We start from the raw sequence: 21,070 nt of genomic DNA, 5'->3' as shown, positions 1-21,070 counted from the left end.
CCTTCTGCATGCGGAGCCGCCTAGGAGAATCGAACTCCTGACCTATTCATTACGAGTGAATCGCTCTACCGACTGAGCTAAGGCGGCGTCGTCGCCGGGGCACGGCGGACCGGTTCACTGTACGTGACCTGCAGGGCCCTGTGCAAAGCAGGAAGGGGCGATCCGTGTCACCCCGTCGGCCGCCGCGGGCTCAGCAGGTCAGGCCGTCCTCCGGCACGGTGCCCTCGAGCAGGTAGGCGTCGACCTGTTCCTCGATGCAGCCGCCGGAGCGCCCATAGGCGGTATGGCCCTGCCCCTCGAAGGTCAGCAGCACACCGCTCTCGAGCTGCTCGGCGAGGCTCTGCGACCACTGGTACGGGGTGGCCGGGTCACCGGTGGTGCCGATGACCACGATCGGGCCGGCGCCCTCGGCGGCGATCGGGGCGGGCTCACGCAGCGCAGGGACCGGCCACTGGGCGCAGCCGCTCCCGCTGAACGTCGGGCCGAAGGTCGGGAACTCCTCCGCCAGGCGCTGCGCCTCCTGCGCGACCCATTCCTCGTCGGCGACCTCGGGGCGGTCCAGGCAGTTCACCGCGGCCTGCGCGAAGGTCGCGTTGGTGCGGTAGGTGCCATCTGCGGAGCGTTCGGAGGAGCTGTCGGCGATCGAGAGCAGCAGCGAGCCGTCCCCGCTCATCGCGGCGGAGAGCGCGTCGCGGCCGTAGTCCCATAGCCCGTCGTCGTACATCAGCAGCATCACGGCCGACCGGGCGAGGCTCCCGGTGAGCGGCCTTTCCGGGTCCCCGCTGTCCAGGGGGGAGGATTCCACGGCGGTGAAGAAGGAGAGCAGCTGCTGCTTGGCGTCCTCCTCGCTGCCCTTGAACGGGCAGCCCTCCCCCGCCTCCAGGCAGTCCGCGAGGAACGCCTCGGTGGCGCGTTCGAAGCCCTCCGACTGACCGGCCGCGAAGTCGTTGCTGGTCAGTGTGGGGTCAATTCCGCCGTCGAGCACGAAGTGGCCCACCCGCGCGGGGTACAGCTCGGCGTAGCTGGCGCCGAGATAGGTCCCGTAGGAGTAGCCCAGATAGTCCAGCTGCTCGGAGCCGAGCGCCGCACGCAGCACGTCCATGTCGCGAGCGGCGGAATAGGTGTCGAGGTAGGGAAGGACATCCTCGGAGTGCGCTTCGCAGGCTTCGGCGACGCGGGTGCCCCATTCGATGGCGAGCTGCTGGGCCTCCGGAGAGCCGGGCTCCGCTCCGGCCGCGAGGTACTCGTCGGTCTCCTCGTCGCTGAGGCACTCGATGCCGGCGGAGCGGTTGACCCCGCGCGGGTCGAAGCCGACCAGGTCATAGGCGGTGCGCACCTCGGGCGAGACCAGGTAGGGCATGCTCTCGAGGTAGTTCACGCCGGAGCCGCCGGGCCCGCCGGGGTTCGTGACCAGGGCGCCGACCCGTTCACCCGAGGCCGCGATCCGTCCCACCGCGAGCTGGATGTCCCCGGCCTCCGGGTCGTTCCAGACCAGCGGCACGTCGATCGTGCCGCATTCGATGTCCTGCCCGTCCACACCCTCGCAGGGTCCCCACTCGATGTCCTGCGCGTAGTAGTCCGCGTAGGCGGGATCTTCTGCCGGATCCGCGGGCAGGTCCACGGCGGCAGAGGTGCCGAGCTCCTCGAGCGCCGGCCCGTCCGGTGCAGACCCGTCCGGCGCAGGCCCCGGCGCTGCTGAGGCGCCGCCGCCGTCGCTCGCCCCGTCACCGTCATCCGGTGCCCCGTCGGGCCCGGTGCAGCCGGCCAGCAGCAGGATGGTCACGGCTGCCGCGGCGGCGAGACGCGTGAGGCGGGGGTGGGCGGCGAGAGTCATGCAGGTTCCTTGTCCGTACGGGAGGCGGGCTGGACGGGCGGGGCGGCGGGATCCGCAGGGCCCGGGGGCGCGGCATGCGGTGGGCTTGGCGTGCGGGTGGCGCGGGGCCCGGCCATCCTAGGCCCCGCGCACGTCCTGCTCCCTGACCGTTCAGGCCACCTCGCGCCGGTTCCAGCGCCGGATCCCGAACACGGTCGGCACGATCACCAGCAGCAGCAGCGGCAGCAGCTCGAAGGCGGTCGCCTCCCCACCGCCGAAGGCAAGGGCAGCAGTCTGCAGGTCGACCGCACGGATGATATCGCTGATCACCTCGGACCCGAACACCATCGCGAGTGTTCCGGCGGTCGTGACGACGAAAGGTATTCCGATCGCGGTGACCAGGCCGATCACCGTGGACTGCAGCAGGATCGCCATCGCCAGGGAGAACAGCAGCGTCGCCGCCATCATCGCCAGCTGGGTGGTCAGTACCCCCTCCATGCTGGAGAAGATCGCGCCCTCGCCGAGCAGCTCACCACCCACCCAGGTGGCGACGGCCGCGAGACCGATGGACAGCGCCATCAGCGCGAGGAATACCACCGTGGCGGCGAGCACCTTCGAGGTCAGCACCGCGAGCCGGCCCGGCCGCTGCAGCAGCGTGTTCTGGATGGATTTGTCGGACCACTCCCCCGCCACCATCATCACCGTGATCACAGGAATGACCAGGCTCAACGGGAGTGAGAGGACGGCGAAGGTGAACTCCACCTCGGAGGTGCCGCCCGGCATGACGGCTGGCTGGATGAGCCCGCCGAGGGCGGCGAAGCCGGCGATGATCAGTACGGACAGGGTCAGCAGGATCGCGGCTCCACGGGTGTCGAGGAAGCTGCGCAGGTCGATGGCGGGTCTCATGGGGTGACTCCTCAGGTGGGTCAGTGCGGGGCAGTGCAGTGCAGTTCAGGTCAATGCGATGCGGGTCGGGTCGGGCGGTGCCGGCCAGCGCAGGGCGGGCCGCGCGGTGCTGATCAGCGCAGCGGTGCCGGGGCGGGCTCGGGGGCGGCAGCGGTCTCCGAGAACGCAGTGGCATTCACGGGCCCCTCGCCGCCGGGCTGCTCAGCACCGCCGGGCTGCTCAGCGCCGCCGGTGAGGGCGAAGAAGAGGTCCTCGAGCCCGCCGCCGGAGGTCGCACCCAGGGAGGTGAGCACCAGCTGCTCGCGCAGCGCCAGGCGTCCCATGTCCTCAGGGGCGAGGCTCACCTCGAGCTCGGCGTCGAGGCGCTGCTCATAGGCGATCCCGTGCTTGTCCAGGGCCTTCAGGAGGGCGGCTGCGTCCAGTGCGGTGACGCGGGTGCCCGTGCCCGAGTCGGTGGTCAGCTCCTCGAGGGTGCCCTCGCGCACCAGGCGGCCCTGCGAGATGACCACCAGGCGGTCCACCGTCGCCTCGACCTCGCGCAGCTGGTGGCTGGAGAGCAGCACGGTGCCGCCGGCTGCGGCGAAGGAGCGCAGCAGGCGGCGCATCCAGCGGATCCCCTCGGGGTCCAAGCCGTTCGCGGGCTCGTCGAGGACCAGCACGGCGGGGTCACCGATCAGCGCCACCCCGATCCCGAGCCGCTGGCGCATGCCATAGGAGTAGCCGCCCACGCGCTTGCCACCGGCGTCCTTGAGGCCCACCTGCTCGAGCACCTCGTCGGCGCGGGAGGCGGGCATGCCGATCGTGCGGGCGGTCAGCCGCAGCGTCTCCAGGCCGGTGCGGCCGCCGTGCAGGGCGCGGGCATCGAGCATCACCCCGATGGTGCGTGCGGGATGGGAGAGCCGCCGGTAGGGCTCCCCGCCGACGAGCGCCTCACCGGCGTCGGCCTGCGCCAGGCCGGTCAGGATGCGCAGGGTGGTCGACTTGCCGGCGCCGTTGGGGCCGAGGAAGCCGGTGACGGTGCCGGGACGGCACACGAAGCTGAGGTCGTCGACGGCCGCGCGCTCGCCGTAGCGCTTGGTCACGCCGCGCACCTCGAGGGTGGGGCCGGAGGATGTGGATGACGGGGTCGTGATGCTCATGGGACGAGACTCCTCCTGCATCCCGCGGCCGCGACAGCGTCGCGGGGCCAGGCGGGCGGCGACGAAGGTCGGGCCGCGGGTGGTCCCCGGGGCCGACAGGGGCGACCTCCGTCGATCCCTTCCCCGACCTGGGGCGAGGACCGGGCAGATGCTGCTGGTCCGGGTGGGGGCCGGGAGCTGCGCGATTACAGTGGCCACGTGGATGAACCCGGAGCCCCGAGGCGGCAGCGCTGGCAGGAGGTGCTCGTCCTCGCCGTCGTGGTGGCCGAGGCGATAACGCAGCTGGTCGTCGTGACCTCCCCCTACGAACCGTGGCGCGCCGCGCTCACGCTCGTGCTCGGGACTGCTCTGCTGCTGCGTCATCGGCACTGGCGCTGGCTGCTGCCCGTGCTGCTGGTGCTCAACGCGGCGGTGATGGCGCTCTCGGTGCTGATCATCGTCGTCTACAGCTTCGCCACCCGCAGCCACCATCGGCTGCTGACCCTGCTGGTCGCAGCGCTGGCCGTGGCGGCCGGGGCGGTGCCCTCACTGCTCTGGGTCGGGGCCGGCCCGTACATGGGCATCACCGGACTGGTGGTGAGCACGCTGATCGTCGCCGCCTCAGCCGCGACCGGGATGTACACCTCGACCCGACGCGCCCTGCTCGCCCAGCTCCAGAAGCGGGCGGAGCAGGCGGAGTCCGGGCGCGCTGCCGCCGAAGAACAGGCCCGGCGCGCCGAGCGCACCCGCATCGCTCGCGAGATGCACGACATCGTCGCCCACAAGATCTCGCTGGTCGCCCTGCAGGCCGGCGCCCTCGAGGTGAACCCGAACCTCGAGCGCTCCCAGGTGCAGCAGTCCGCCGGGCTGATCCGACAGACCGCGACCACTGCGCTCTCGGAGCTGCGCGAGGTGCTGGGAGTGCTGCGCGGCGATGGGGAGGAGGCGCCGCTGGCACCGCAGCCCACCTGGGAGGATGTGCGCCGCCTGGTGGCCACCTCGCAGGACGCCGGCATCTCCGTGGACCTCTTCGATTTCATCGACGATCCGGTGCCCGATCAGCTCGCGCGCACCGCCTACCGGGTGGTGCAGGAGGGGCTGACCAACATCCATAAGCACGCCCTGCACACCAAGGCGCGGGTGGCGCTGATCGGTGAGCCCGGCATCGAGCTGGTGATCGAGGTCAGTAATGTTCTCCCCAAGGGGTTCACGACGGATCTTCCCGGGGCCCGGATGGGCCTGTCGGGCATCGAGACCCGTGTCACCCACGCGGGTGGCACCATCACGTCGGGCCCCACCGACGACGGACGCTTCGAAGTGAGGGCGGTGATCCCGTGGCCGACGGCGACGTGACTCGTGTAGGACTGATCGACGACGACTCCCTGGTGCGTGCTGGGCTGGCGATGATCCTGGGAGCTGATCCGGCCATCGAGGTGGTGGGTCAGGGCAGCGATGGCGCGGAGGCGGTGACACTGGTGCAGAAGCACCGCCCGGACGTGCTGCTGATGGATGTGCGTATGCCGAAGCTCGACGGGATCGCCGCGACCCGCGCGGTCAGCGCCCTGCCGAACCCGCCCAAGATCATCATGTTGACGACGTTCGACATGGATGAGTACGTCTTCCAGGCGCTCGAGGCCGGAGCCAGCGGCTTCCTGCTCAAGGACACTCCGCCCCAGGACCTCGCCCGTGCAGTCCATGTGGTCGCCGGAGGCGAGGCCATGCTCTCCCCCACCGTCACCCGACGGATGCTCTCGCACTTCTCCGACGCCAATCCGGGCTCGCGCCAGGAGCAGCACCCCGGGCTCGATCAGCTCACCGAGCGCGAGACCGAGGTGCTCGGCGCGGTCGGCGCGGGACTGTCCAACGCCCAGATCGGGATGCGGCTGTTCATGAGCGAGGCGACGGTGAAGGCGCACGTCTCGAAGATCTTCGCGAAGCTCGACTGCACCAACCGCGTGCAGATCGCGATCATCGCCCATGAGGCCGGGCTCACGGACCTCGACGCCGACCAGGTCTGAGCGACCCGGCAGCAGTCCTCACGGGTCAGCCCCAGCCGAGCTCGTGGAGGCGGGCGTCGCTGATCCCGAACAGGTGGCCGAGCTCATGCAGCACGGTCACCGCGATCTCCCGGACCAGGTGTTCGCGGGAGATGGCATGGCGCTGGAGCGGGCCGCGGAAGATGAAGATCCGATCCGGCTGGGCGTAGCCGTCGAAGACCGAGCGCTTGTCCAGCGGGATCCCCTCGTACAGGCCCAGCAGCTCGCGACCGTCGGCCTGCTCCGGTGACGGCTCCTCCTCCACCAGGATCACAACGTTCGCCTCGGCGATGGCTCGGGCGATCTCCTCGGGCAGCGAGTCCAGGGCGTCATCGACCGCCTCCTCGAACTCCTCACGACTGATCCGGATCATGGAGCCATCGAACCATGCGCGGGCCGTACGTGGCGGGCTGCGCGCGGGACGTGACGCGACAGCCTGGAACTGCGCCGCATCGTGTCGGATACGACGCATCCATGCCGAACCCGGAGGCATAGATCGCCAGAGATGGGTATGCTCTGCGTCGGGCAGTTCTGCTGCCCGGGCCCCCATCGTCCAGTGGCCTAGGACACCGGCCTTTCACGCCGGCGACACGGGTTCGAATCCCGTTGGGGGTACTTCGCTCCAGGTGCGACGGAAACGTCCGGACCAGGCGAAACGGAAGTGCGAGACGGCTCACAGCCAGTTTGGTCGAGAGCCATCTGAACATCCGGTAGAGTTATTCGAGTCGAAGCGAGTACGCGAAGCGCACAGACACGCATGGCCCTGTAGCTCAGTTGGTTAGAGTGCCGCCCTGTCACGGCGGAGGTCGCCGGTTCAAGCCCGGTCAGGGTCGCCATCGAAAGCAGGCCCCGGAACATCGTTCCGGGGCCTGCTTCGTTCTCTGGAACCCCCAGCAGCCGACGCGGGTTCGAGTCCCGTTGCGGGGCACTTGCCACCGATCGCGGCTCACCGCCTCCGCTCGTTTCCCCTTACGCTCGAGGGATGAGCACCTCCCTGCGCAATCACCGCATCCGCCTCGCCTCACGCCCCCAGGGCGAGCCCGTCCCCGACGACTTCACGCACGACGTGAGCGAGGTCCGGTCCCCCGAGGCGGGCCAGGTGCTGCTGCGCACCCGCTACCTGTCCTTGGACCCGTATGTCCGCGGCCGGATGAGCGCTGCGAAGTCCTATGCGTCGCCGATGGAGGTCGGTGACGTGATCGTCGGTGGCACCGTCTCCGAGGTGGTCGAGTCCGCGGCCGACGGCTTCGCGCCGGGCGACACCGTCCTCTCCTACGGCGGCTGGCAGGAGTACAGCGTCGAACCCGCCGCGCAGCTGCGCCGCCTGGACCCCGCCGCCGCCCCGGTCACGACCGCTCTCGGGGTGCTCGGCATGCCCGGCTTCACCGCCTACGCCGGTCTGCTCGCGATCGGGAAGCCCCAGCCCGGGGAGACCGTCGCGGTCGCGGCGGCCACCGGGCCGGTCGGCTCTGCCGTGGGCCAGATCGCGAAGATCCACGGTGCCCGCGCGATCGGCATCGCCGGCGGCGAGCAGAAGGTCGCCCGCCTGCAGGAGCTCGGCTTCGACGCGGCGCTCGACCACAGGGCCCCGGACCTGGCCGGCAGGCTCGCCGCGGCCGCCCCCGACGGCATCGATGTGTACTTCGAGAACGTCGGCGGCACAGTGTGGGACGCGGTGCTGCCGCAGCTCAACGAGTTCGCGCGAGTGCCGGTATGCGGGCTGGCCGCGAACTACAACGCGACCTCGCTGCCCGAGGGCCCCGACCGCAGCGGGCAGCTCATGGGCGCTATCCTCGCGAAGAGCCTCACCCTGCGCGGATTCATCCAGCGCGAGTTCGTCTCGGCGATGTTCGAGGACTTCCTGCGGGACATGACCGGGTGGCTCGCCTCCGGCCAGGTGCAGCACACCGAGGACATCACCGAAGGTCTCGACCGCGCCCCGGAGGCGTTCGCGGGCATGCTGCGGGGCCGGAACTTCGGCAAGGCGATCGTCCAGGTCTCCTGAGCAGAATCCTCGGCCCGACCGCGTCTCGTGGCGTGCCTTACACCACGCCGATCTGGTGAGGTGCCGGCCTCTCCCGCCTGGTACTCTGTTCCCTGGTCGCCTCGGCGGCCGCGGCTCTGTAGCTCAGTTGGTAGAGCGTTCGACTGAAAATCGAAAGGTCACCGGATCGACGCCGGTCGGAGCCACCACCACGAAGCCCCCTGGTACGCCAGGGGGCTTCGTCGTTCTCCAGGCTCGATCTCCTGCTGGGTCCGCCCTCGCGCTAGGTCCGACCCCGCGCTAGGTCCGACCCCGTGCTGAGTCCGGCCCCGTGCTGAGTCCGGCCTCGTGCCGGGCCCGGTCTGACACTGTGCCCGGTCTTGTGCCGGGTCCTCCACCGCCCTACCGTCGGCCTGGTGAACCGCCGCGACGTCCTCCCTCTCCTCCACGCCGAGCGCCTCGCTCTCGCCGATGCGCTGCGGGACGTGCCCGACGTGGACTGGGAGCGTCCTTCGCTCTGCGCCGGGTGGACGGTACGGGATGTGCTGACACATCTCACCGCCGCAGCGCGCACCCCGACCCTCCCCTGGCTCATGAACATGGCCGCCGCACGGTTCGACACAGACCGGCACAACCAGCGCCTGCTGCACCGGCATCGCGCTGCGGATCCGGCCCGCGGGCTGGCTGCCTTCCGTGACTCGGCGATGTCGTCGGCCGCACCGTTCGGGGAGCGGGCAGGCATGCTCGGAGAGGTCGTGGTGCACGGGCAGGACATCGCGCGACCGCTCGGCCTGCCGCTGGTCCCCGCGCGCGAGGCGGTACGGGTCGTGGCCGAGTTCTTCGCGAGCAAGGACTTCGCCGTCAACAGCCACACGCTGGTGCGAGGACTGCGCCTCGAGGCGACCGACGATGACCTGGCCGTCGGCGACGGCCCCGAGGTGCGCGGCACAATGCTCGACCTCGTCATGGCGATGGCGGGACGAACCGCTGCGCTCGACGAACTGGAGGGAGCAGGCGCGGAGGTGCTCAGGGAGCGGCTCGCCCAACCCTGAACGCGGCGACCGGGCGACGTGCCCGGAGCTGGGCGGGACGGATCAGGACCGGCTCAGTCGTCCGTCGGCTCCTCCAGGTCCATATCGACCATCCCCCGCTCAGCCTCGACGGCCGCGACGATCTCCTCCACGGCTTCGTCGAGCGACATCTGGCTGGAGTCAATGATCAGGTGATAGCGACCCTCGTCGGTCGGCTCCCAGTGCATGAGCCGGCGCGACATCCGCGGCCGCATACGGTCCTCGCGCACCTGCCGCTGCTCGGCGACCTCGCGGGTGATCCCGTAGTCCGCGGCGGCCCGGTCCACGCGGTCCTGGACATCTCCGATCATCCGGATGTGGACCGCGCCGCGCATGTTGTCGAGGATCGCGCTCGCATCCCGTCCGAGCACCACGCCGCCGAAGCCTTTGACCAGGCCCATCACCTCGTCGATGTTCTTGGATACCAGATTCGTGACCACCTGCGCGTCTCCGGAGGCGGTGGCGACGTTGACGTCCATCCCCGGCCAGGAGAAGGAGTGCAGCCATCGCAGGGACCTGCCGGTGGTGTCGTCGGCCAGCACCTTCGGGTGGGAGGAGGACGCCCGTTCGAGATCCTCGGAGCTGAATGCGAGGCCCGCGTACGGCACCCCGAGCTTCTCGGCGACGCGCGGAGCCACGTAGGAGGCGCCGGCGCCGTAGTCCTCGTTGACGGTGACCACCGGGCGGCGGGCGATGAGCTGGTCGCCGCGCGAGGCGAGCACCACTCCCGCGCCGGGCGCGGTCTCCCCCAGGGCGCTGCGTGCTCGCCGCTGGTGGAGCTCCTTGACGATCCCGGTGTGCTCCTTCGCGGTGAGCGGGTACAGGAGCATCACCAGCACCGCGATCAGGCACAGCACGGCAGGTGCCCAGCCGGCGGCGAACTTGATGCCCTGCACCGCCTGGTCGGTCTGGTCCGGAGCGCCGGAGACGTAGCCGAAGGCGGCGATGATCGCGCCGCCCAGGAAGCCGCCGATGCCCTGGCCCGTCTTGCGGACGAAGGAGAGGATCGAGTAGCTGCCGCCCTCGGCGCGGGTGCCGGTCCTCCCTTCGCCGTAGTCGACGGTGTCGGCCTGCATCGAGAACATCAGCGCATTGGTGCCGCCGAAGCCGATGCCGTAGATGAGGAAGGCCAGCAGCGCCATCGGCAGGTTCCCGGTCGGGGTGAGGCCCACGATGCTCAGGCCCAGCACGGCGAACATCGCCAGGCCCACGTAGCTGGTGCGCTTGCCGAAGCGTTCCGAGATCCGCGGGATCACCGAGGCGATCGCGATCGTGCCGACCGTCTGCAGCAGGAACAGGAGCGTGAATTATCCGGCGCCGCCGACCACGTCGCGGGCGTAGTACATCATCACCGCGTTCATGGTGAACGAGCCGCCGAGCAGGAACAGCGCTCCCACGCACAGCACGATCAGCGGCTTGTTCCGCCGCACCATCGACATGGTGGTGCGCAGGTTGACGGTGCCCGTGCCGGCCGTGACGACCTCCTTGGTGTTGCGGAAGCAGACCCAGTAGAAGACGAGCGCGAGGGCGGCCAGGACCAGGGTGGCGATCGTGAATTTCAGGCGGATGCCGTCGACGGCCGTGTTCTCGAACTGCGGGGAGAGCACCATCGACAGGATCACGCCGGTGACCGCGCCGCCGATGGAGCGCGCGCCCGCCAGGCGTGAGCGGTCGGTGCCGCCGATGCCGAGCCGGTGCCTGGTCCGCCCCAGCACCAGGTCTGCAGTTCCCGCGTCTTCCTTCTCCCACCGCCGTAGGCTGGTCCTCGGATCAGCCCGGCCCGTGCCCGGGCGCTCGACACCCAATGGAGGACGACGATGTCAGCCGAGAACCCGGACCTTGCGATCGCCCAGGCGGCGACCCTGCAGCCCATCACCGAGATCGCCGAGAGGGCCGGGGTGCCCGCCGAGGCCCTGGTGCCCTACGGCTCCTACAAGGCCAAGGTCGATGTGCGGAAGATGACGCCGACGGGGACGACCGGGAGACTGATCCTGGTCTCGGCCATGTCCCCCACTCCGGCCGGTGAGGGCAAGTCCACCACCACGGTGGGTCTGGCCGATGCCTTCACGCTGCTGGGGCACCGGACCATGGTCGCGCTGCGCGAACCGGCGCTCGGCCCGATCATGGGGATCAAGGGCGGCGCCACCGGTGGCGGTCACGCCCAGGTGGTCCCGATGGAGGACATCAACCTCCACTTCACCGGGGACTTCCACGCGATCCAGATCGCCAACAACACCCTCGCCGCCCTGGTCGACAACCACATTCACCAGGGCAACGCCCTGAACATCGATCCCCGCCGGATCCAGTGGAAGCGCGTGGTGGACGTCAACGACCGGGCTCTGCGGAAGATCACGATCGGTCTGGGCGGCCCGACCCAGGGCGTTCCCCGCGAGGACGGCTTCGACATCGTGGTCGCCTCCGAGATCATGGCCGTGCTGTGCCTGTCCACCGACCTGAAGGACCTCGAGGCCCGCATCGATCGCATCGTGCTGGGCTTCACCTACGACCGGAAGCCCGTGAGCGTCGCCGACCTGGGCGTGGGCGGCGCGGTCACGATGCTGCTCAAGGACGCTCTGCTGCCGAACCTCGTCCAGACCCTCGGCGGGACCCCGGCGCTCGTGCACGGCGGCCCCTTCGCGAACATCGCCCACGGCTGCAACTCGCTGGCCGCGACCCAGCTGGCGCTGTCCCTGGCGGACATCACCGTCACCGAGGCCGGCTTCGGCTCGGACCTCGGTGCGGAGAAGTTCCTGGACATCAAGGCCCGCCTCGGCGGTCTCTCCCCCGACGCCGGGGTGGTGGTCGCGACCGTGCGCGCGCTGAAGATGCACGGCGGGGTCGCCAAGGACGGGCTGGCGACCGAGGACATCGACGCCGCCCTGGCCGGCACCGTGAACCTCGCCCGTCACGTGCAGAACATGCGCAAGTTCGGCATCGAGCCGGTCATCGCGCTGAACCGCTTCCCCACCGACACCGAGGCTGAGCTCGAGGCAGTGCTCGGATGGGCGAAGGAGCAGGGCTTCCGCGCCGCGCTCTCGGAGGTCTGGGCGAAGGGCGGCGACGGCGGCCTGGCGGTCGCCGAGCAGGTGCTCGCCGCGATCGAGGAGGACGCCCCGGACTTCCGCCACCTCTACGACCCGGCCGAGGGGATCGAGGCATCACTGCGGACCCTGGCTCGCGAGATCTACGGGGCCGACGACGTGGTCTTCGAGGACCGCGCACCGGCACAGCTGCGGATGCTGAAGCGCAACGGCTGGGACACCCTGCCCGTCTGCGTCGCGAAGACCCAGTACTCCTTCTCCGATGATCCCAAGGCGCTCGGCGCCCCCACCGGGCATGTGCTGCATGTGCGGGATCTGGTGCCGAAGATCGGGGCCGGCTTCGTGGTCGCGCTGACCGGCGCGATCATGACGATGCCGGGGCTGCCCAAGGAACCTGCCGCGCTGCGCATGGGTGTCACCGACGCCGGGGAGTCGGTCGGGCTGTTCTGAACTGAACTGAACTGAGTTGAGCCGGGGCGGGCCCGGCAGCCGGTGCGAGCCGGGCGGCCCGGCGGAGCGAAGGGCGCGGCGGGGCGGGCGGGCCGGCCCGGCGGAGCGAAAGGCGCGGCGGGCCGACGAGCCGGGGTGTCGGCCCGTCACCGGTGGTCGCGCTCGGCGACCTCCTCGGCCTCGAGCTCAGTCTCGTCGTCGAGGTCGATATCGATGATGTCCTCGTCCTCGACGTCGTCCGCGCGTTCCTCCGGGTCCACCCAGTTGGGATCCGTGAGCGGTTCGACGGTCTCGGTGAGCACGTTCTCGGGGAAGCGATCCACGTCGCCGTCGGCCATCCCCCGGTGATCGTCCCCCTCTTCGTCGATGAAGCCGTCCTCGTCATCGTCATCATCATCGGTATCTGCCAGCCGGGGGCTGAGCTCGTCGATCGCGTAGTCGCCGCCGCGCACGAAGCCGCGGCGGAAGGCGGCACGGCCCACCATGACGCTCGAGACCGGCACGGTCAGCATCTGGGCGAGCAGCACCACCAGCAGGAAGGCTGCCAGGGACCAGGAGCCCGAGAACAGCGCCGCCCCGCTGAACACCAGGATCAGCCCCAGCACCTGGGGCTTGGAGGCTGCATGGATGCGCATCAGCACGCCGTCGAAGCGGTTGAGCCCGATCGCGGAGACCACGCCCAGCAGCACGCCGCCGGCGATCAGCACAGCGGCGATGATCTCGATCGTCGTCATCGGGGCTCCTCCGTCGTTCCGGGATCACGGACGCCGCGGCGCTCGTCCTCGAAGCCGCGCCAGCCCGGCTGGGCACCGAACCCGTGCTCGTCCCCGTCCTCGAACGGCTCCGGCTGCTGCGGGGCGTCGCGCCCCTCCCCCGGCCGGCCCGTCTCCTCGAGAGCCTCCCCCGGCTGGAGCGGATCCTCCAGCGGGTCCTCGGCGGTCAGCGGGTCCTGGGACTCGGCGTCGACGAAGGTGTTGCCCGGCGTGCTGCCCGGTGTGCTGTCCGATGCGCCCCCCGGCGCCTGGTCCCAGGCCTCCGAGCTGGAGGGGTCGGGGTGGATCGCCTCATGGGGGCCGGTGTCCGTGCGCGGCTCGCGGGAGTGGCGGGTCCGGCGGCCCTGCATCGGGTCCTCGCGGGCCACGAAGCGGGCGAAGGTGACGGTGCCGATGAAGGCCAGGCCGGTGAGTCCCAGCAGTGCCGGCCCCGCCCAGGCCGCCTGGGCGTGCGCGGCGTAGAGGGCCATGCCCATCACCACCAGCGTGACCAGGGAGTCGCTGGAGATCGCACGATCCAGGATCGTCGGGCCCACCACCATCCGGTACACCACGCCCAGCGCAGCGGCCGCGAGGATGGCGGCATAGATGACCAGCAGGATCTCGAAGGTGCTCATCGCAGACCCGCCTCCTCGAGGACCTCGCGGCGGCCGACGGCCCACAGCAGCCGCTCCTCCTGGGCACGGACCTGTGCCCGCGCCTTCTCGACCTCCTCGGGAGTCCCGGTGTTGAAGGTGTGCAGGAACAGCATCCCGGTGGCGCGCTGCGCCTCGACCACGACAGAGCCGGGGATCAGGGTGCACAGCACGCCCGTGAAGGTCAGGAAGAAGTCCGAGCGCGACGCCATCCGCACAGCGATCACCGAGCTCGGCGGCTGCGGGCCCGGGCGCAGCGAGTAGTAGCCGACCTGGATGGCGGAGACCACCACATCGGCCAGGAAGCGGGCCGCGAAGAGGAGGAAGCGCACCGGGCGCAGGGTCAGCTCGTGGCCCGTCGGCGGCATCGGGAACAGCACGAAGACGAGGACGGCGACCGCGATGCCGCCCAGCACGTTCTTGAGGTCCACACCACCCCACAGCAGGCACCACAGCGCCACCGAGACCAGCGCCCAGATCCATGAATGCCGAAGGTCCCTGAAACGTCGGGAGATCATTCGTCCACCTCCTGCCCGTTGCCGTCGAGGCGGTGCCCGGCGTCATCGATCCGGTACTGCAGCTCGCCGGCGGCCTCGTCGCCGAGCACGGCGCCCACATACGGGGTGCGCTCGAGGATGGAGCTCGCCGCATTGTCGGCGTAGGTCATGATCGGGCCGGCGAGCACCGTGAGCACGAGCGAGAAGGCGATCATCGCGGCGGTCGCCCCGCCCATCACCTTGGGCAGCGGGACGTCACGGGCGATGATCTCGGCGCTGGGCTCCTGCCAGAAGGCGCGGTTCCAGATCTTGGCGATCGCATACAGCGTGAGCAGGCTGGTCAGGACGCTGATGACGATGAGGATCCAGCCCGCGGTGCGGTCGTACTGGATGCCCGCCTCGATCAGCCCCACCTTGCCGATGAAGCCGGAGAAGGGCGGGATGCCGGCGAGGTTCATGGCGGGGATGAAGAAGAGCACCGCGATCACGGGGGCCAGCTTCTGCAGCCCGCCGAGCTTGATCAGGTTGGTGGTCCCGCCGCGGTGCTCGATCAGGCCCGCCGCGAGGAACAGCGTGGACTGCACGGTGATGTGGTGGGCGACGTAGAAGATGGTTGCGCCCATGCCCAGCTGCGTGCTCATCCCGATGCCGAACAGCATGTAACCCATATGGGAGACCAGCGTGAAGGACAGCACTCGCTTGAGGTCCGTCTGCGCGACGGCACCGAAGATGCCGATCAACAGGCTCAGCGCCGCCGCGGCCAGCAGCAGGTTCTGGATCTGCGAGGCCGGGAAGAGCAGGGTCTCCAGGCGCAGGATCGCGTAGATGCCGACCTTCGTCAGCAGGCCCGCGAACACGGCGGTGACCGGGGCGGGGGCGGTCGGGTAGGAGTCCGGCAGCCAGGCGCTGAGCGGGAAGATCGCGGCCTTGATCCCGAAGGCCACCAGCAGCATCAGCTCCAGGACCATCCGGATGCCGGGGTCCAGGCCATCCAGCCGGACCGCGAGCTCTGCCAGGTTCACGGTGCCGGTCGCGGAGTACACGGCGGCGATCGCGGCCAGGAAGATCACCGAGCTCAGCAGCGAGACGATCACATAGGTGGTGGCTGCGCGCACACGGCTGGCGGAGCCGCCGAGGGTGAGCAGCACGTAGCTCGCCGCGAGCAGCACCTCGAAGCCGACGTAGAGGTTGAACAGGTCGCCGGCGAGGAAGGCCATCGACACCCCGGCCACCAGGGCGAGGTAGGTGGGATGGTAGATCGCCACCGGGGTCCGCTCGGTGTTCTCGCTGACTGTCTGCGCGCTCGAGTACACCAGCACCGCGAGGGTGACGAAGCTGGAGACCAGCAGCATCAGCGCGGTGAGACGGTCCGCGACCAGCACGATCCCCAGCTGCGGGGTCCAGTTGCCGATCTGCAGGACCAGCACGCCCTCCTGCGAGACGTAGTAGCCCAGCACCATGGAGACGGTGAAGATCGCGGCCAGGGTGAGGATCGCGACCCAGAGCTGGATCCGGGTGTAGTGGCGCAGCAGCAGCGTGAACGCGGCACCGGCCAGCGGAAGCATCACCGGCAGCGCGAGGAGCAGTTCGATGCTCATCCCTCACCCCGCCCATCTGTGTGCTCTCGGTCGGTATCGGTGGCGGGGCCCGCGCCGGGCACGCTGCCCATGTCCTGGGACGCCTGGTCTGCAGCGGAGTGCCCTGCGCGCGGCGGGTCCTCGGGCCGCTTCCCTCCCTTGTCGGCACGGCGACGGCCGGGCCGTGGGGGCGGCGGCGCACCTCCCTCGTCGGCCTCGGTGGCGTCCTGCGGGACGTCCTCGGCACTGGTGAGGTCCGAGCCCAGCGGATCGTCGTCCTCTGCGGCGAGTAGTCCCTGGGACTGTGCCAGGGCACCGCGGCGGGACTCCTCCGAGAGCGCCTGGGACCAGGGCAGGTGGTCGGTCTCCTCGGGGCGGCGCCTCCGCCGACGCAGCACCCGTCGGTCCTCGACGTCGTCGGGGACCTCGTCGTGGCCGAAGAGCTGCCAGGCCCGGTAGGCCAGGGCCATGCCGAAGGCGGTGATGCCTAGCGAGATCACGATCGCGGTGAGCACCATCGCGAAGGGGAGCGGATCGGTCATCTCCGCAGGATCGCCGGTGCCCTCGAAGGGTGGCAGCCCGGGCTTCCCGGCGGCGATGATGAACAGCACGTTCACGCCGTTGCCCAGCAGCACGAAGCCCAGGATGATCCGCGAGAGGGTGCGCTCGAGCATGAGGTAGACGCCGCAGGTGATGAGCACCCCGGCGATCAGGAGCAGCGAGAGACTAACGGGCATCGATCTCCGCCTCCTGCTGCTGGTCGATCTGCGATCCGAGCGACCGCAGGAAGTCGAGCATCACGCCGACGACCACCAGGTAGACGCCGACGTCGAAGATCAGTGCGCTGGGGAAATGCAGCTCCCCCAGCAGCGGCACCTGCACCACCGGGGTCGCGCTGGCGAAGACGGTGCCTCCGAAGAGCACCGGGAGCACGCCCGCCAGGACCGCGATCGCCATCCCGGCGCCGAGCACGAGACCCGCCTGCACCGGCGCGGCCTCGCTCAGCTCGTAGCGGCCGCCCGCGATATAGCGCAGTGCCAGGGCGAGACCTGCCACCAGCCCGCCCGCGAAGCCGCCGCCGGGCAGGTTGTGCCCTGCCATCAGCAGGTACACCGAGAACATCATCATCATCGGGAAGGCGAGGCGTGTGATGACCTCGAGCATGACCATGCGCCTCTCGGGGGCCAGGGTCAGTCCCGCGGAGAGCCAGGTCCGCCAGCGGTTGCCCTCGGAGACGTCATCCGGGCGGGCGTCGAAGTCCAGGGCATTCTGGGGCAGCTCGGAATCCATCCGTCGGGGCCAGATGGAGGTCTTGGACTCCAGGTCGCGCACCCGGGAGATGGGGCGTTCGCGACGGGTGACGAAGATCAGCGAGGCCACCCCGGTCGCCACCACCAGCAGCACGGAGATCTCGCCCATCGTGTCCCAGACGCGGGCATCGACCAGGGTCACGTTGACCACGTTGTGGCCGCCGCCGATGGTGTACGCCGGCTCGATCAGGCCCGGGCCGAGCGCCTCGCGGTAGCGGGCATCGGCGGCATACAGGGTGCCGCCGCACAGCACCACCGCGGTCGCGATCGCGATCCCCCAGCGTCCCCAGGCACCGATCCGCAGGGGTCGGCGGGAGAAGTGGATCGGCAGGCGACGCAGCACCAGCACCAGCACCACGGTCATCGCGGTCTCGACCAGCACCTGGGTGGTGGCGACGTCCGGTGCGCCGGCGACCAGGAAGAGCAGGGCGACGCTGTAGCCCGTCACGGTGATCAGGAAGACGGCTCGCAGTCGCCGACGGGAACGGGCGGCGCCGAAGGCCGCCAGCGCCGCCACCGGCAGCAGGATCAGCTCGAGAGGATGCTGGAAGAGCACCAGGTTGTCCGGCAGCGGGGCCTGGGACACCGCGACCGGCCCCACCAGGGCGATCAGCACCACCAGCATCGTGCCCAGAGTGTAGGGCAGGGACCCTCGCTGGAACAGCGCGGTGGCCGCGATCGACAGCGCATCGGTGCCGCGCAGGATCCGGCGGAAGCCGCGCTCGGCATCGAAGGCCTCCAGCAGGCCGCCGTCGGCCCAGCGCTGCGGGGAGACCCGCTTCTGGAGCTTCGCGAAGGGCTTGGCGAGCAGGGCGAGTCCGATGCCGAGGCCGAGGGTGAGCACGGAGGCCAGCAGCGGGACTCCCAGATGCGGGATCACCACCAGGTGCACTCCCGGGCCGGTCTCCGGCAGCACCGAGGAGGAGGCGCGCAGCACCTCCTCGAGCGGGCCGGTGGCGACGGCGAGCGCCACGGAGAACACGGCCACCAGCGCGGGCGGCAGCCAGTAGAGCACCGGGATCTGCGGCTTCTGGACCCGGGGAGCTCCCGGGGCGGGCCCGAAAGCGCCCCAGACGAATCGCCAGGAGTAGGCGACGGTGAGGATCGATCCGGCGATCAGGGCGAGCAGCAGCAGGCGCTGCCAGCCGCCCGCGTACCAGAGCGCGGAGTAGATCGATTCCTTGGCCACGAATCCGTACAGCGGCGGCACCGCGGCCATCGAGGCGGCGGAGAGGGTGCCGATCACCGCGACGACCGGCGCGACCCTGCCCACTCCGGACAGCACGCGCAGGTCACGGGTGCCGAACTTCTTGTCGATGATGCCGACGACCATGAACAGGGGTGCCTTGAACACCGCGTGCGCGATCAGCATCGCGAGGCCTGCGAGCACGGCATCGTGCGTGGCCAGGCCGGTCACCGCGGCCAGGAATCCCAGCTGCGAGACGGTGCCGTAGGCGAGCAGCAGCTTGATGTCCGTCTGCCGCAGCGCCCGCCAGCCGCCGACCAGCATGGTCGCCGCACCCACGGCGGCCAGGATCATCGTGATCACTTCGAGGTGGGTCAGCGCCGGGGCCATGCGCAGGATCAGGTAGACCCCGGCCTTCACCATCGCCGCAGCATGGAGGTAGGCCGAGACCGGGGTGGGGGCGGCCATCGCGCCAGGGAGCCAGAAATGGGTGGGCAGCAGCGCCGACTTGCTGGTGGCGCCCGCCAGGATCAGCACCATCGCGGTGACGAGATACGGGCCGGCCTGCTCCCACATCGGATCACCGACGATCACCGAGAGCCGCATCGACCCGGCCTGCGAGGCGACCATCAGCAGGCCCACCAGCATCGCGAGCCCACCGGCGGTGGTCGAGATCAGGGCATTCAGTGCAGCACGCCGCGAGGCCTGCTTGTCCTGGTAGTGCCCGATCAGGAGGTAGGAGAAGACGGTGGTGAGCTCCCAGAAGGTGTAGATCACCATCACGTCATCCGCGAGCACCAGGCCCACCATCGCCCCTGCGAACGCGGTCAGCACCCCGGCGAAGCGCCCCAGCCCGGGTTCGGTGTCCTGGAAGTAGCGCGCGCAGTACAGCAGCACGATCGCGCCGATGCCGGTGGCGATCAGCGCCAGCACCCAGCTCAGCGGATCGAGCCGGAAGGCCAGGTCGATGCCGAAGGCGGGGATCCAGGGGATCGATTCCTCGCGCGGGAGCTCCGCGAGGGCCCGGGGGTCGATCGTGGCGAGCCAGAGGGCTGAGGCCCCCGGCACCACGGCCAGCGGATAGAAGGCGTTCCGGCCGATCCATCGCACCAGGAGGGGTCCCACGAGCGCCGCCACCAGGTGGGCGAGCAGCATCAGGAACACGCGAGTCTCCAACCGGAGCAGGGGGAAGGGGCCGACGACATCTTACGGGAGGCCGCGCCCCCATTCCTGAATCAGGGGCATCCGACCACACATCTCACGGACTGCGGCACCGACACCCCGGCTGCTCCGTAGAGTGAGCGCATGGCCACCATCTCGGACCCGGAGGCGCACGTGTCCGCTTCCCGCCCCGCGCGCCCGCCCGTCGTCCCCTTCGCGCTGTGGGACGGAGGGATGTCGGCCTTCAGCTCGGTGATCCTCACGTTCGTGTTCGCGACCTATGTCGCCAGCGCCGTGGCCGCCGAGGGTGCCGTGGGCGATGCGGCGATCACGGCCGCGCAGGCTCACGGCTCACAGGTGCTGACCACCTGGCAGTCCATCGGTGCGGTGGCGGTCGCGCTGCTCGCTCCCCTGCTGGGGAACCTCGCCGACCGGGGCGGTGCCCGCAACACCCTGCTGCGCGTCACCACCCTCGCCACCGTCGTGGTGATCGCCCTGATGCCCCTGGTCGCGCTGGACTCCGACTACCTGGTGCTCGGCGCGGCCCTGATCGCGCTGGCCGTGGTGTTCAGCGAGCTCGCCGGGGTGTTCGTGAACTCCGTGCTGCCGGAGATCTCCACCCCCGCCAACCGGGGCCGCATCTCGGGCACGGCCTGGGCGGTGGGCTACTGGGGCTCGATCGTGTGCCTGGGCATGGTGCTGGTGCTGTTCGTCATGCCCGGGACCGGGCTGCTCGGGATCACCGGCGAGAACGGCTGGAACTACCGGGTGATCCCGCTGTTCGTCGCGCTGTGGATCCTGGTGGGCACGATGCCGCTGATGCTGCGGGCCCCGAAGCACCCCGCCTCCGCCCCCGGCGAGAAGTGGAACCCCTGGCAGGGCTACGCGCACATCGTGCGCCGCGTGATCCGGGCCTTCCGCGAAGAGCCGATCATGCTGCAGTACCTGGTCGCCTCGGCCATCTATCGCGACGGCCTGGGAGCGGTGTTCTCGATCGCCGGAGTGCTGGCAGCGAACGCGTACGGCTTCTCCTTCACGGAGATCATCATCTTCGGCATCGCCGCGAACCTGGTGGCCGGCGTCGGGGTGTTCCTCGGAGGTCGCGTCGATGACCGCGTGGGGCCCCGTCCTGTGATCATCGCCGGGTCCCTCGGGGTCATCGTGCTGGGCCTGGTGGTGCTGTTCTTCAGCTCGAGCCTCGTGTTCTGGATCGCCGGCCTGGCGATCTGCCTGTTCGTCGGCCCCGTGCAGTCCGCGTCGAGGAACCTGCTCACCCGGCTCTCGCAGCCCGGTCGGGAGACGGAGAACTTCGGCCTCTACGCGACCACCGGCCGTGCGCTGGGCTTCCTGGGCACCGCCGCCTTCGCCGCGACGGTCGCGATCTCGGGCGAGACCCGCACCGGGATCTTGGGGATCGTGCTGGTGATGGCCGTGGGGCTGATCGCCTTCGTGCCGATCCGGCTCGGTGCCGCCGGGCGGGCTCCGGCGGCTGACTGAGGACTGGAGGCGTCAG

At 70.2% G+C, this 21,070-nt stretch carries 17 protein-coding genes, 4 tRNA genes and 1 pseudogene; 9 read left to right on the top strand and 13 right to left on the bottom strand.

From position 1 onward, the window contains the following. Positions 1 to 14 precede the first annotated feature (14 nt). From ACT3T9_RS03360 to ACT3T9_RS03345, 4 genes are all read right to left on the bottom strand, one after another. A tRNA-Thr gene (locus ACT3T9_RS03360) sits at positions 15 to 87 on the bottom strand. Positions 88 to 190: 103 nt separating this feature from the next. After that, on the bottom strand, positions 191 to 1,834 hold the full coding sequence (locus tag ACT3T9_RS03355) for an alpha/beta hydrolase (protein WP_444605962.1): 1,644 nt from the start codon (positions 1,832 to 1,834) through the stop codon (positions 191 to 193). A 150-nt stretch (positions 1,835 to 1,984) separates the two neighbouring features. Then, complete coding sequence (locus ACT3T9_RS03350) at positions 1,985 to 2,719, bottom strand: ABC transporter permease (protein ID WP_444605961.1); 735 nt, start codon at positions 2,717 to 2,719, stop codon at positions 1,985 to 1,987. Between the two features lie 113 nt (positions 2,720 to 2,832). Then, the gene (locus ACT3T9_RS03345) at positions 2,833 to 3,858 is read right to left on the bottom strand and encodes an ABC transporter ATP-binding protein (protein WP_444605960.1); all 1,026 of its coding nucleotides are present in this window, start codon (positions 3,856 to 3,858) and stop codon (positions 2,833 to 2,835) included. Positions 3,859 to 4,056: 198 nt separating this feature from the next. Between ACT3T9_RS03345 and ACT3T9_RS03340 the strand changes: the two genes are divergently transcribed. Next, positions 4,057 to 5,190: a sensor histidine kinase gene (locus ACT3T9_RS03340; protein ID WP_444605959.1), complete on the top strand. Its 1,134-nt coding sequence runs from the start codon at positions 4,057 to 4,059 to the stop codon at positions 5,188 to 5,190. Then, positions 5,187 to 5,855 (top strand): response regulator, encoded by a 669-nt coding sequence (locus ACT3T9_RS03335; RefSeq protein WP_441443114.1) that lies wholly within the window; start codon positions 5,187 to 5,189, stop codon positions 5,853 to 5,855. The genes ACT3T9_RS03340 and ACT3T9_RS03335 overlap by 4 nt, the downstream gene beginning before the upstream one ends. A 25-nt stretch (positions 5,856 to 5,880) precedes the next feature. Here ACT3T9_RS03335 and ACT3T9_RS03330 read toward each other — a convergent pair whose 3' ends face one another. After that, the gene (locus ACT3T9_RS03330; protein ID WP_441443115.1) at positions 5,881 to 6,246 is read right to left on the bottom strand and encodes a metallopeptidase family protein; all 366 of its coding nucleotides are present in this window, start codon (positions 6,244 to 6,246) and stop codon (positions 5,881 to 5,883) included. A gap of 169 nt (positions 6,247 to 6,415) precedes the next feature. Between ACT3T9_RS03330 and ACT3T9_RS03325 the strand changes: the two genes are divergently transcribed. The 5 genes from ACT3T9_RS03325 (at position 6,416) to ACT3T9_RS03305 (ending at position 8,909) form a co-directional block, all read left to right on the top strand. Then, positions 6,416 to 6,488 (top strand) — tRNA-Glu (locus ACT3T9_RS03325). 144 nt (positions 6,489 to 6,632) lie between these two features. Further along, positions 6,633 to 6,709, top strand: a tRNA-Asp gene (locus ACT3T9_RS03320). Positions 6,710 to 6,855: 146 nt separating this feature from the next. Continuing rightward, positions 6,856 to 7,878 carry an NADP-dependent oxidoreductase gene (locus tag ACT3T9_RS03315; RefSeq protein ID WP_444605958.1) on the top strand — a complete coding sequence of 341 codons (1,023 nt, stop codon included), beginning with the start codon at positions 6,856 to 6,858 and terminating at the stop codon, positions 7,876 to 7,878. 112 nt (positions 7,879 to 7,990) lie between these two features. After that, positions 7,991 to 8,066 (top strand) — tRNA-Phe (locus ACT3T9_RS03310). Positions 8,067 to 8,273: 207 nt separating this feature from the next. Continuing rightward, positions 8,274 to 8,909 (top strand): maleylpyruvate isomerase family mycothiol-dependent enzyme, encoded by a 636-nt coding sequence (locus tag ACT3T9_RS03305; protein WP_444605957.1) that lies wholly within the window; start codon positions 8,274 to 8,276, stop codon positions 8,907 to 8,909. Between the two features lie 53 nt (positions 8,910 to 8,962). On the opposite strand, the gene ACT3T9_RS03300 is transcribed toward ACT3T9_RS03305, so the two are convergent. Both ACT3T9_RS03300 and ACT3T9_RS03295 read right to left on the bottom strand, forming a co-directional pair. Continuing rightward, positions 8,963 to 9,757 (bottom strand): AAA family ATPase, encoded by a 795-nt coding sequence (locus ACT3T9_RS03300; RefSeq protein WP_444502201.1) that lies wholly within the window; start codon positions 9,755 to 9,757, stop codon positions 8,963 to 8,965. Then, positions 9,749 to 10,642: pseudogene (locus ACT3T9_RS03295) on the bottom strand (MFS transporter); the annotation flags it as partial. The pseudogene ACT3T9_RS03295 and the gene ACT3T9_RS03300, both read right to left, overlap by 9 nt. Positions 10,643 to 10,744: 102 nt before the next feature. On the opposite strand from ACT3T9_RS03295, the gene ACT3T9_RS03290 reads away from it, so the two are divergent. Continuing rightward, complete coding sequence (locus ACT3T9_RS03290; protein WP_441443118.1) at positions 10,745 to 12,418, top strand: formate--tetrahydrofolate ligase; 1,674 nt, start codon at positions 10,745 to 10,747, stop codon at positions 12,416 to 12,418. 146 nt (positions 12,419 to 12,564) lie between these two features. Here ACT3T9_RS03290 and ACT3T9_RS03285 read toward each other — a convergent pair whose 3' ends face one another. Genes ACT3T9_RS03285 through ACT3T9_RS03260 form a run of 6 tightly spaced genes read right to left on the bottom strand, consistent with a single transcriptional unit; the run spans position 12,565 to position 19,551 of the window. Then, a complete protein-coding gene (locus ACT3T9_RS03285; RefSeq protein WP_441443119.1) occupies positions 12,565 to 13,152 on the bottom strand; it encodes a cation:proton antiporter in 588 nt (195 codons plus the stop codon). Further along, positions 13,149 to 13,808, bottom strand: a complete 660-nt coding sequence (locus tag ACT3T9_RS03280; protein WP_441443120.1) for a monovalent cation/H+ antiporter complex subunit F — start codon at positions 13,806 to 13,808, stop codon at positions 13,149 to 13,151. The genes ACT3T9_RS03285 and ACT3T9_RS03280 overlap by 4 nt, the downstream gene beginning before the upstream one ends. Beyond that, positions 13,805 to 14,344: a Na+/H+ antiporter subunit E gene (locus ACT3T9_RS03275; protein WP_441443121.1), complete on the bottom strand. Its 540-nt coding sequence runs from the start codon at positions 14,342 to 14,344 to the stop codon at positions 13,805 to 13,807. The genes ACT3T9_RS03280 and ACT3T9_RS03275 overlap by 4 nt, the downstream gene beginning before the upstream one ends. Further along, positions 14,341 to 15,921, bottom strand: a complete 1,581-nt coding sequence (locus tag ACT3T9_RS03270) for a Na+/H+ antiporter subunit D (protein ID WP_441443122.1) — start codon at positions 15,919 to 15,921, stop codon at positions 14,341 to 14,343. Before ACT3T9_RS03270 ends, ACT3T9_RS03275 begins: the two co-directional genes overlap by 4 nt. Then, positions 15,918 to 16,637 carry a Na(+)/H(+) antiporter subunit C gene (locus tag ACT3T9_RS03265; protein ID WP_441443123.1) on the bottom strand — a complete coding sequence of 240 codons (720 nt, stop codon included), beginning with the start codon at positions 16,635 to 16,637 and terminating at the stop codon, positions 15,918 to 15,920. The genes ACT3T9_RS03270 and ACT3T9_RS03265 overlap by 4 nt, the downstream gene beginning before the upstream one ends. Further along, a complete protein-coding gene (locus ACT3T9_RS03260) occupies positions 16,627 to 19,551 on the bottom strand; it encodes a Na+/H+ antiporter subunit A (RefSeq protein WP_441443202.1) in 2,925 nt (974 codons plus the stop codon). Before ACT3T9_RS03260 ends, ACT3T9_RS03265 begins: the two co-directional genes overlap by 11 nt. A 150-nt stretch (positions 19,552 to 19,701) precedes the next feature. On the opposite strand from ACT3T9_RS03260, the gene ACT3T9_RS03255 reads away from it, so the two are divergent. Further along, positions 19,702 to 21,054, top strand: coding sequence for an MFS transporter (locus tag ACT3T9_RS03255; RefSeq protein WP_444605956.1), 1,353 nt, complete (start codon positions 19,702 to 19,704; stop codon positions 21,052 to 21,054). Positions 21,055 to 21,070: the final 16 nt, after the last annotated feature.

The sequence above is a fragment of the Brachybacterium sp. AOP29-B2-41 genome, assembly GCF_052378395.1.
Taxonomy (GTDB): domain Bacteria; phylum Actinomycetota; class Actinomycetes; order Actinomycetales; family Dermabacteraceae; genus Brachybacterium.
Note: the sequence above shows the minus strand (reverse complement) of the source record. Positions and strands in the feature narration are given on the sequence as shown.

Bases quoted from the DNA above. Each gene is read 5' to 3' on its own strand.
- ACT3T9_RS03355 (WP_444605962.1), bottom strand. From the start codon at position 1,834: ATGACTCTCGCCGCCCACCCCCGCCTCACGCGTCTCGCCGCCGCGGCA.
- ACT3T9_RS03350 (WP_444605961.1), bottom strand. From the start codon at position 2,719: ATGAGACCCGCCATCGACCTGCGCAGCTTCCTCGACACCCGTGGAGCC.
- ACT3T9_RS03345 (WP_444605960.1), bottom strand. From the start codon at position 3,858: ATGAGCATCACGACCCCGTCATCCACATCCTCCGGCCCCACCCTCGAG.
- ACT3T9_RS03330 (WP_441443115.1), bottom strand. From the start codon at position 6,246: ATGATCCGGATCAGTCGTGAGGAGTTCGAGGAGGCGGTCGATGACGCC.
- ACT3T9_RS03315 (WP_444605958.1), top strand. From the start codon at position 6,856: ATGAGCACCTCCCTGCGCAATCACCGCATCCGCCTCGCCTCACGCCCC.
- ACT3T9_RS03300 (WP_444502201.1), bottom strand. From the start codon at position 9,757: ATGCTCCTGTACCCGCTCACCGCGAAGGAGCACACCGGGATCGTCAAG.
- ACT3T9_RS03290 (WP_441443118.1), top strand. From the start codon at position 10,745: ATGTCAGCCGAGAACCCGGACCTTGCGATCGCCCAGGCGGCGACCCTG.
- ACT3T9_RS03285 (WP_441443119.1), bottom strand. From the start codon at position 13,152: ATGACGACGATCGAGATCATCGCCGCTGTGCTGATCGCCGGCGGCGTG.
- ACT3T9_RS03280 (WP_441443120.1), bottom strand. From the start codon at position 13,808: ATGAGCACCTTCGAGATCCTGCTGGTCATCTATGCCGCCATCCTCGCG.
- ACT3T9_RS03275 (WP_441443121.1), bottom strand. From the start codon at position 14,344: ATGATCTCCCGACGTTTCAGGGACCTTCGGCATTCATGGATCTGGGCG.
- ACT3T9_RS03270 (WP_441443122.1), bottom strand. From the start codon at position 15,921: ATGAGCATCGAACTGCTCCTCGCGCTGCCGGTGATGCTTCCGCTGGCC.
- ACT3T9_RS03265 (WP_441443123.1), bottom strand. From the start codon at position 16,637: ATGCCCGTTAGTCTCTCGCTGCTCCTGATCGCCGGGGTGCTCATCACC.
- ACT3T9_RS03260 (WP_441443202.1), bottom strand. From the start codon at position 19,551: ATGCTGCTCGCCCACCTGGTGGCGGCGCTCGTGGGACCCCTCCTGGTG.
- ACT3T9_RS03255 (WP_444605956.1), top strand. From the start codon at position 19,702: ATGGCCACCATCTCGGACCCGGAGGCGCACGTGTCCGCTTCCCGCCCC.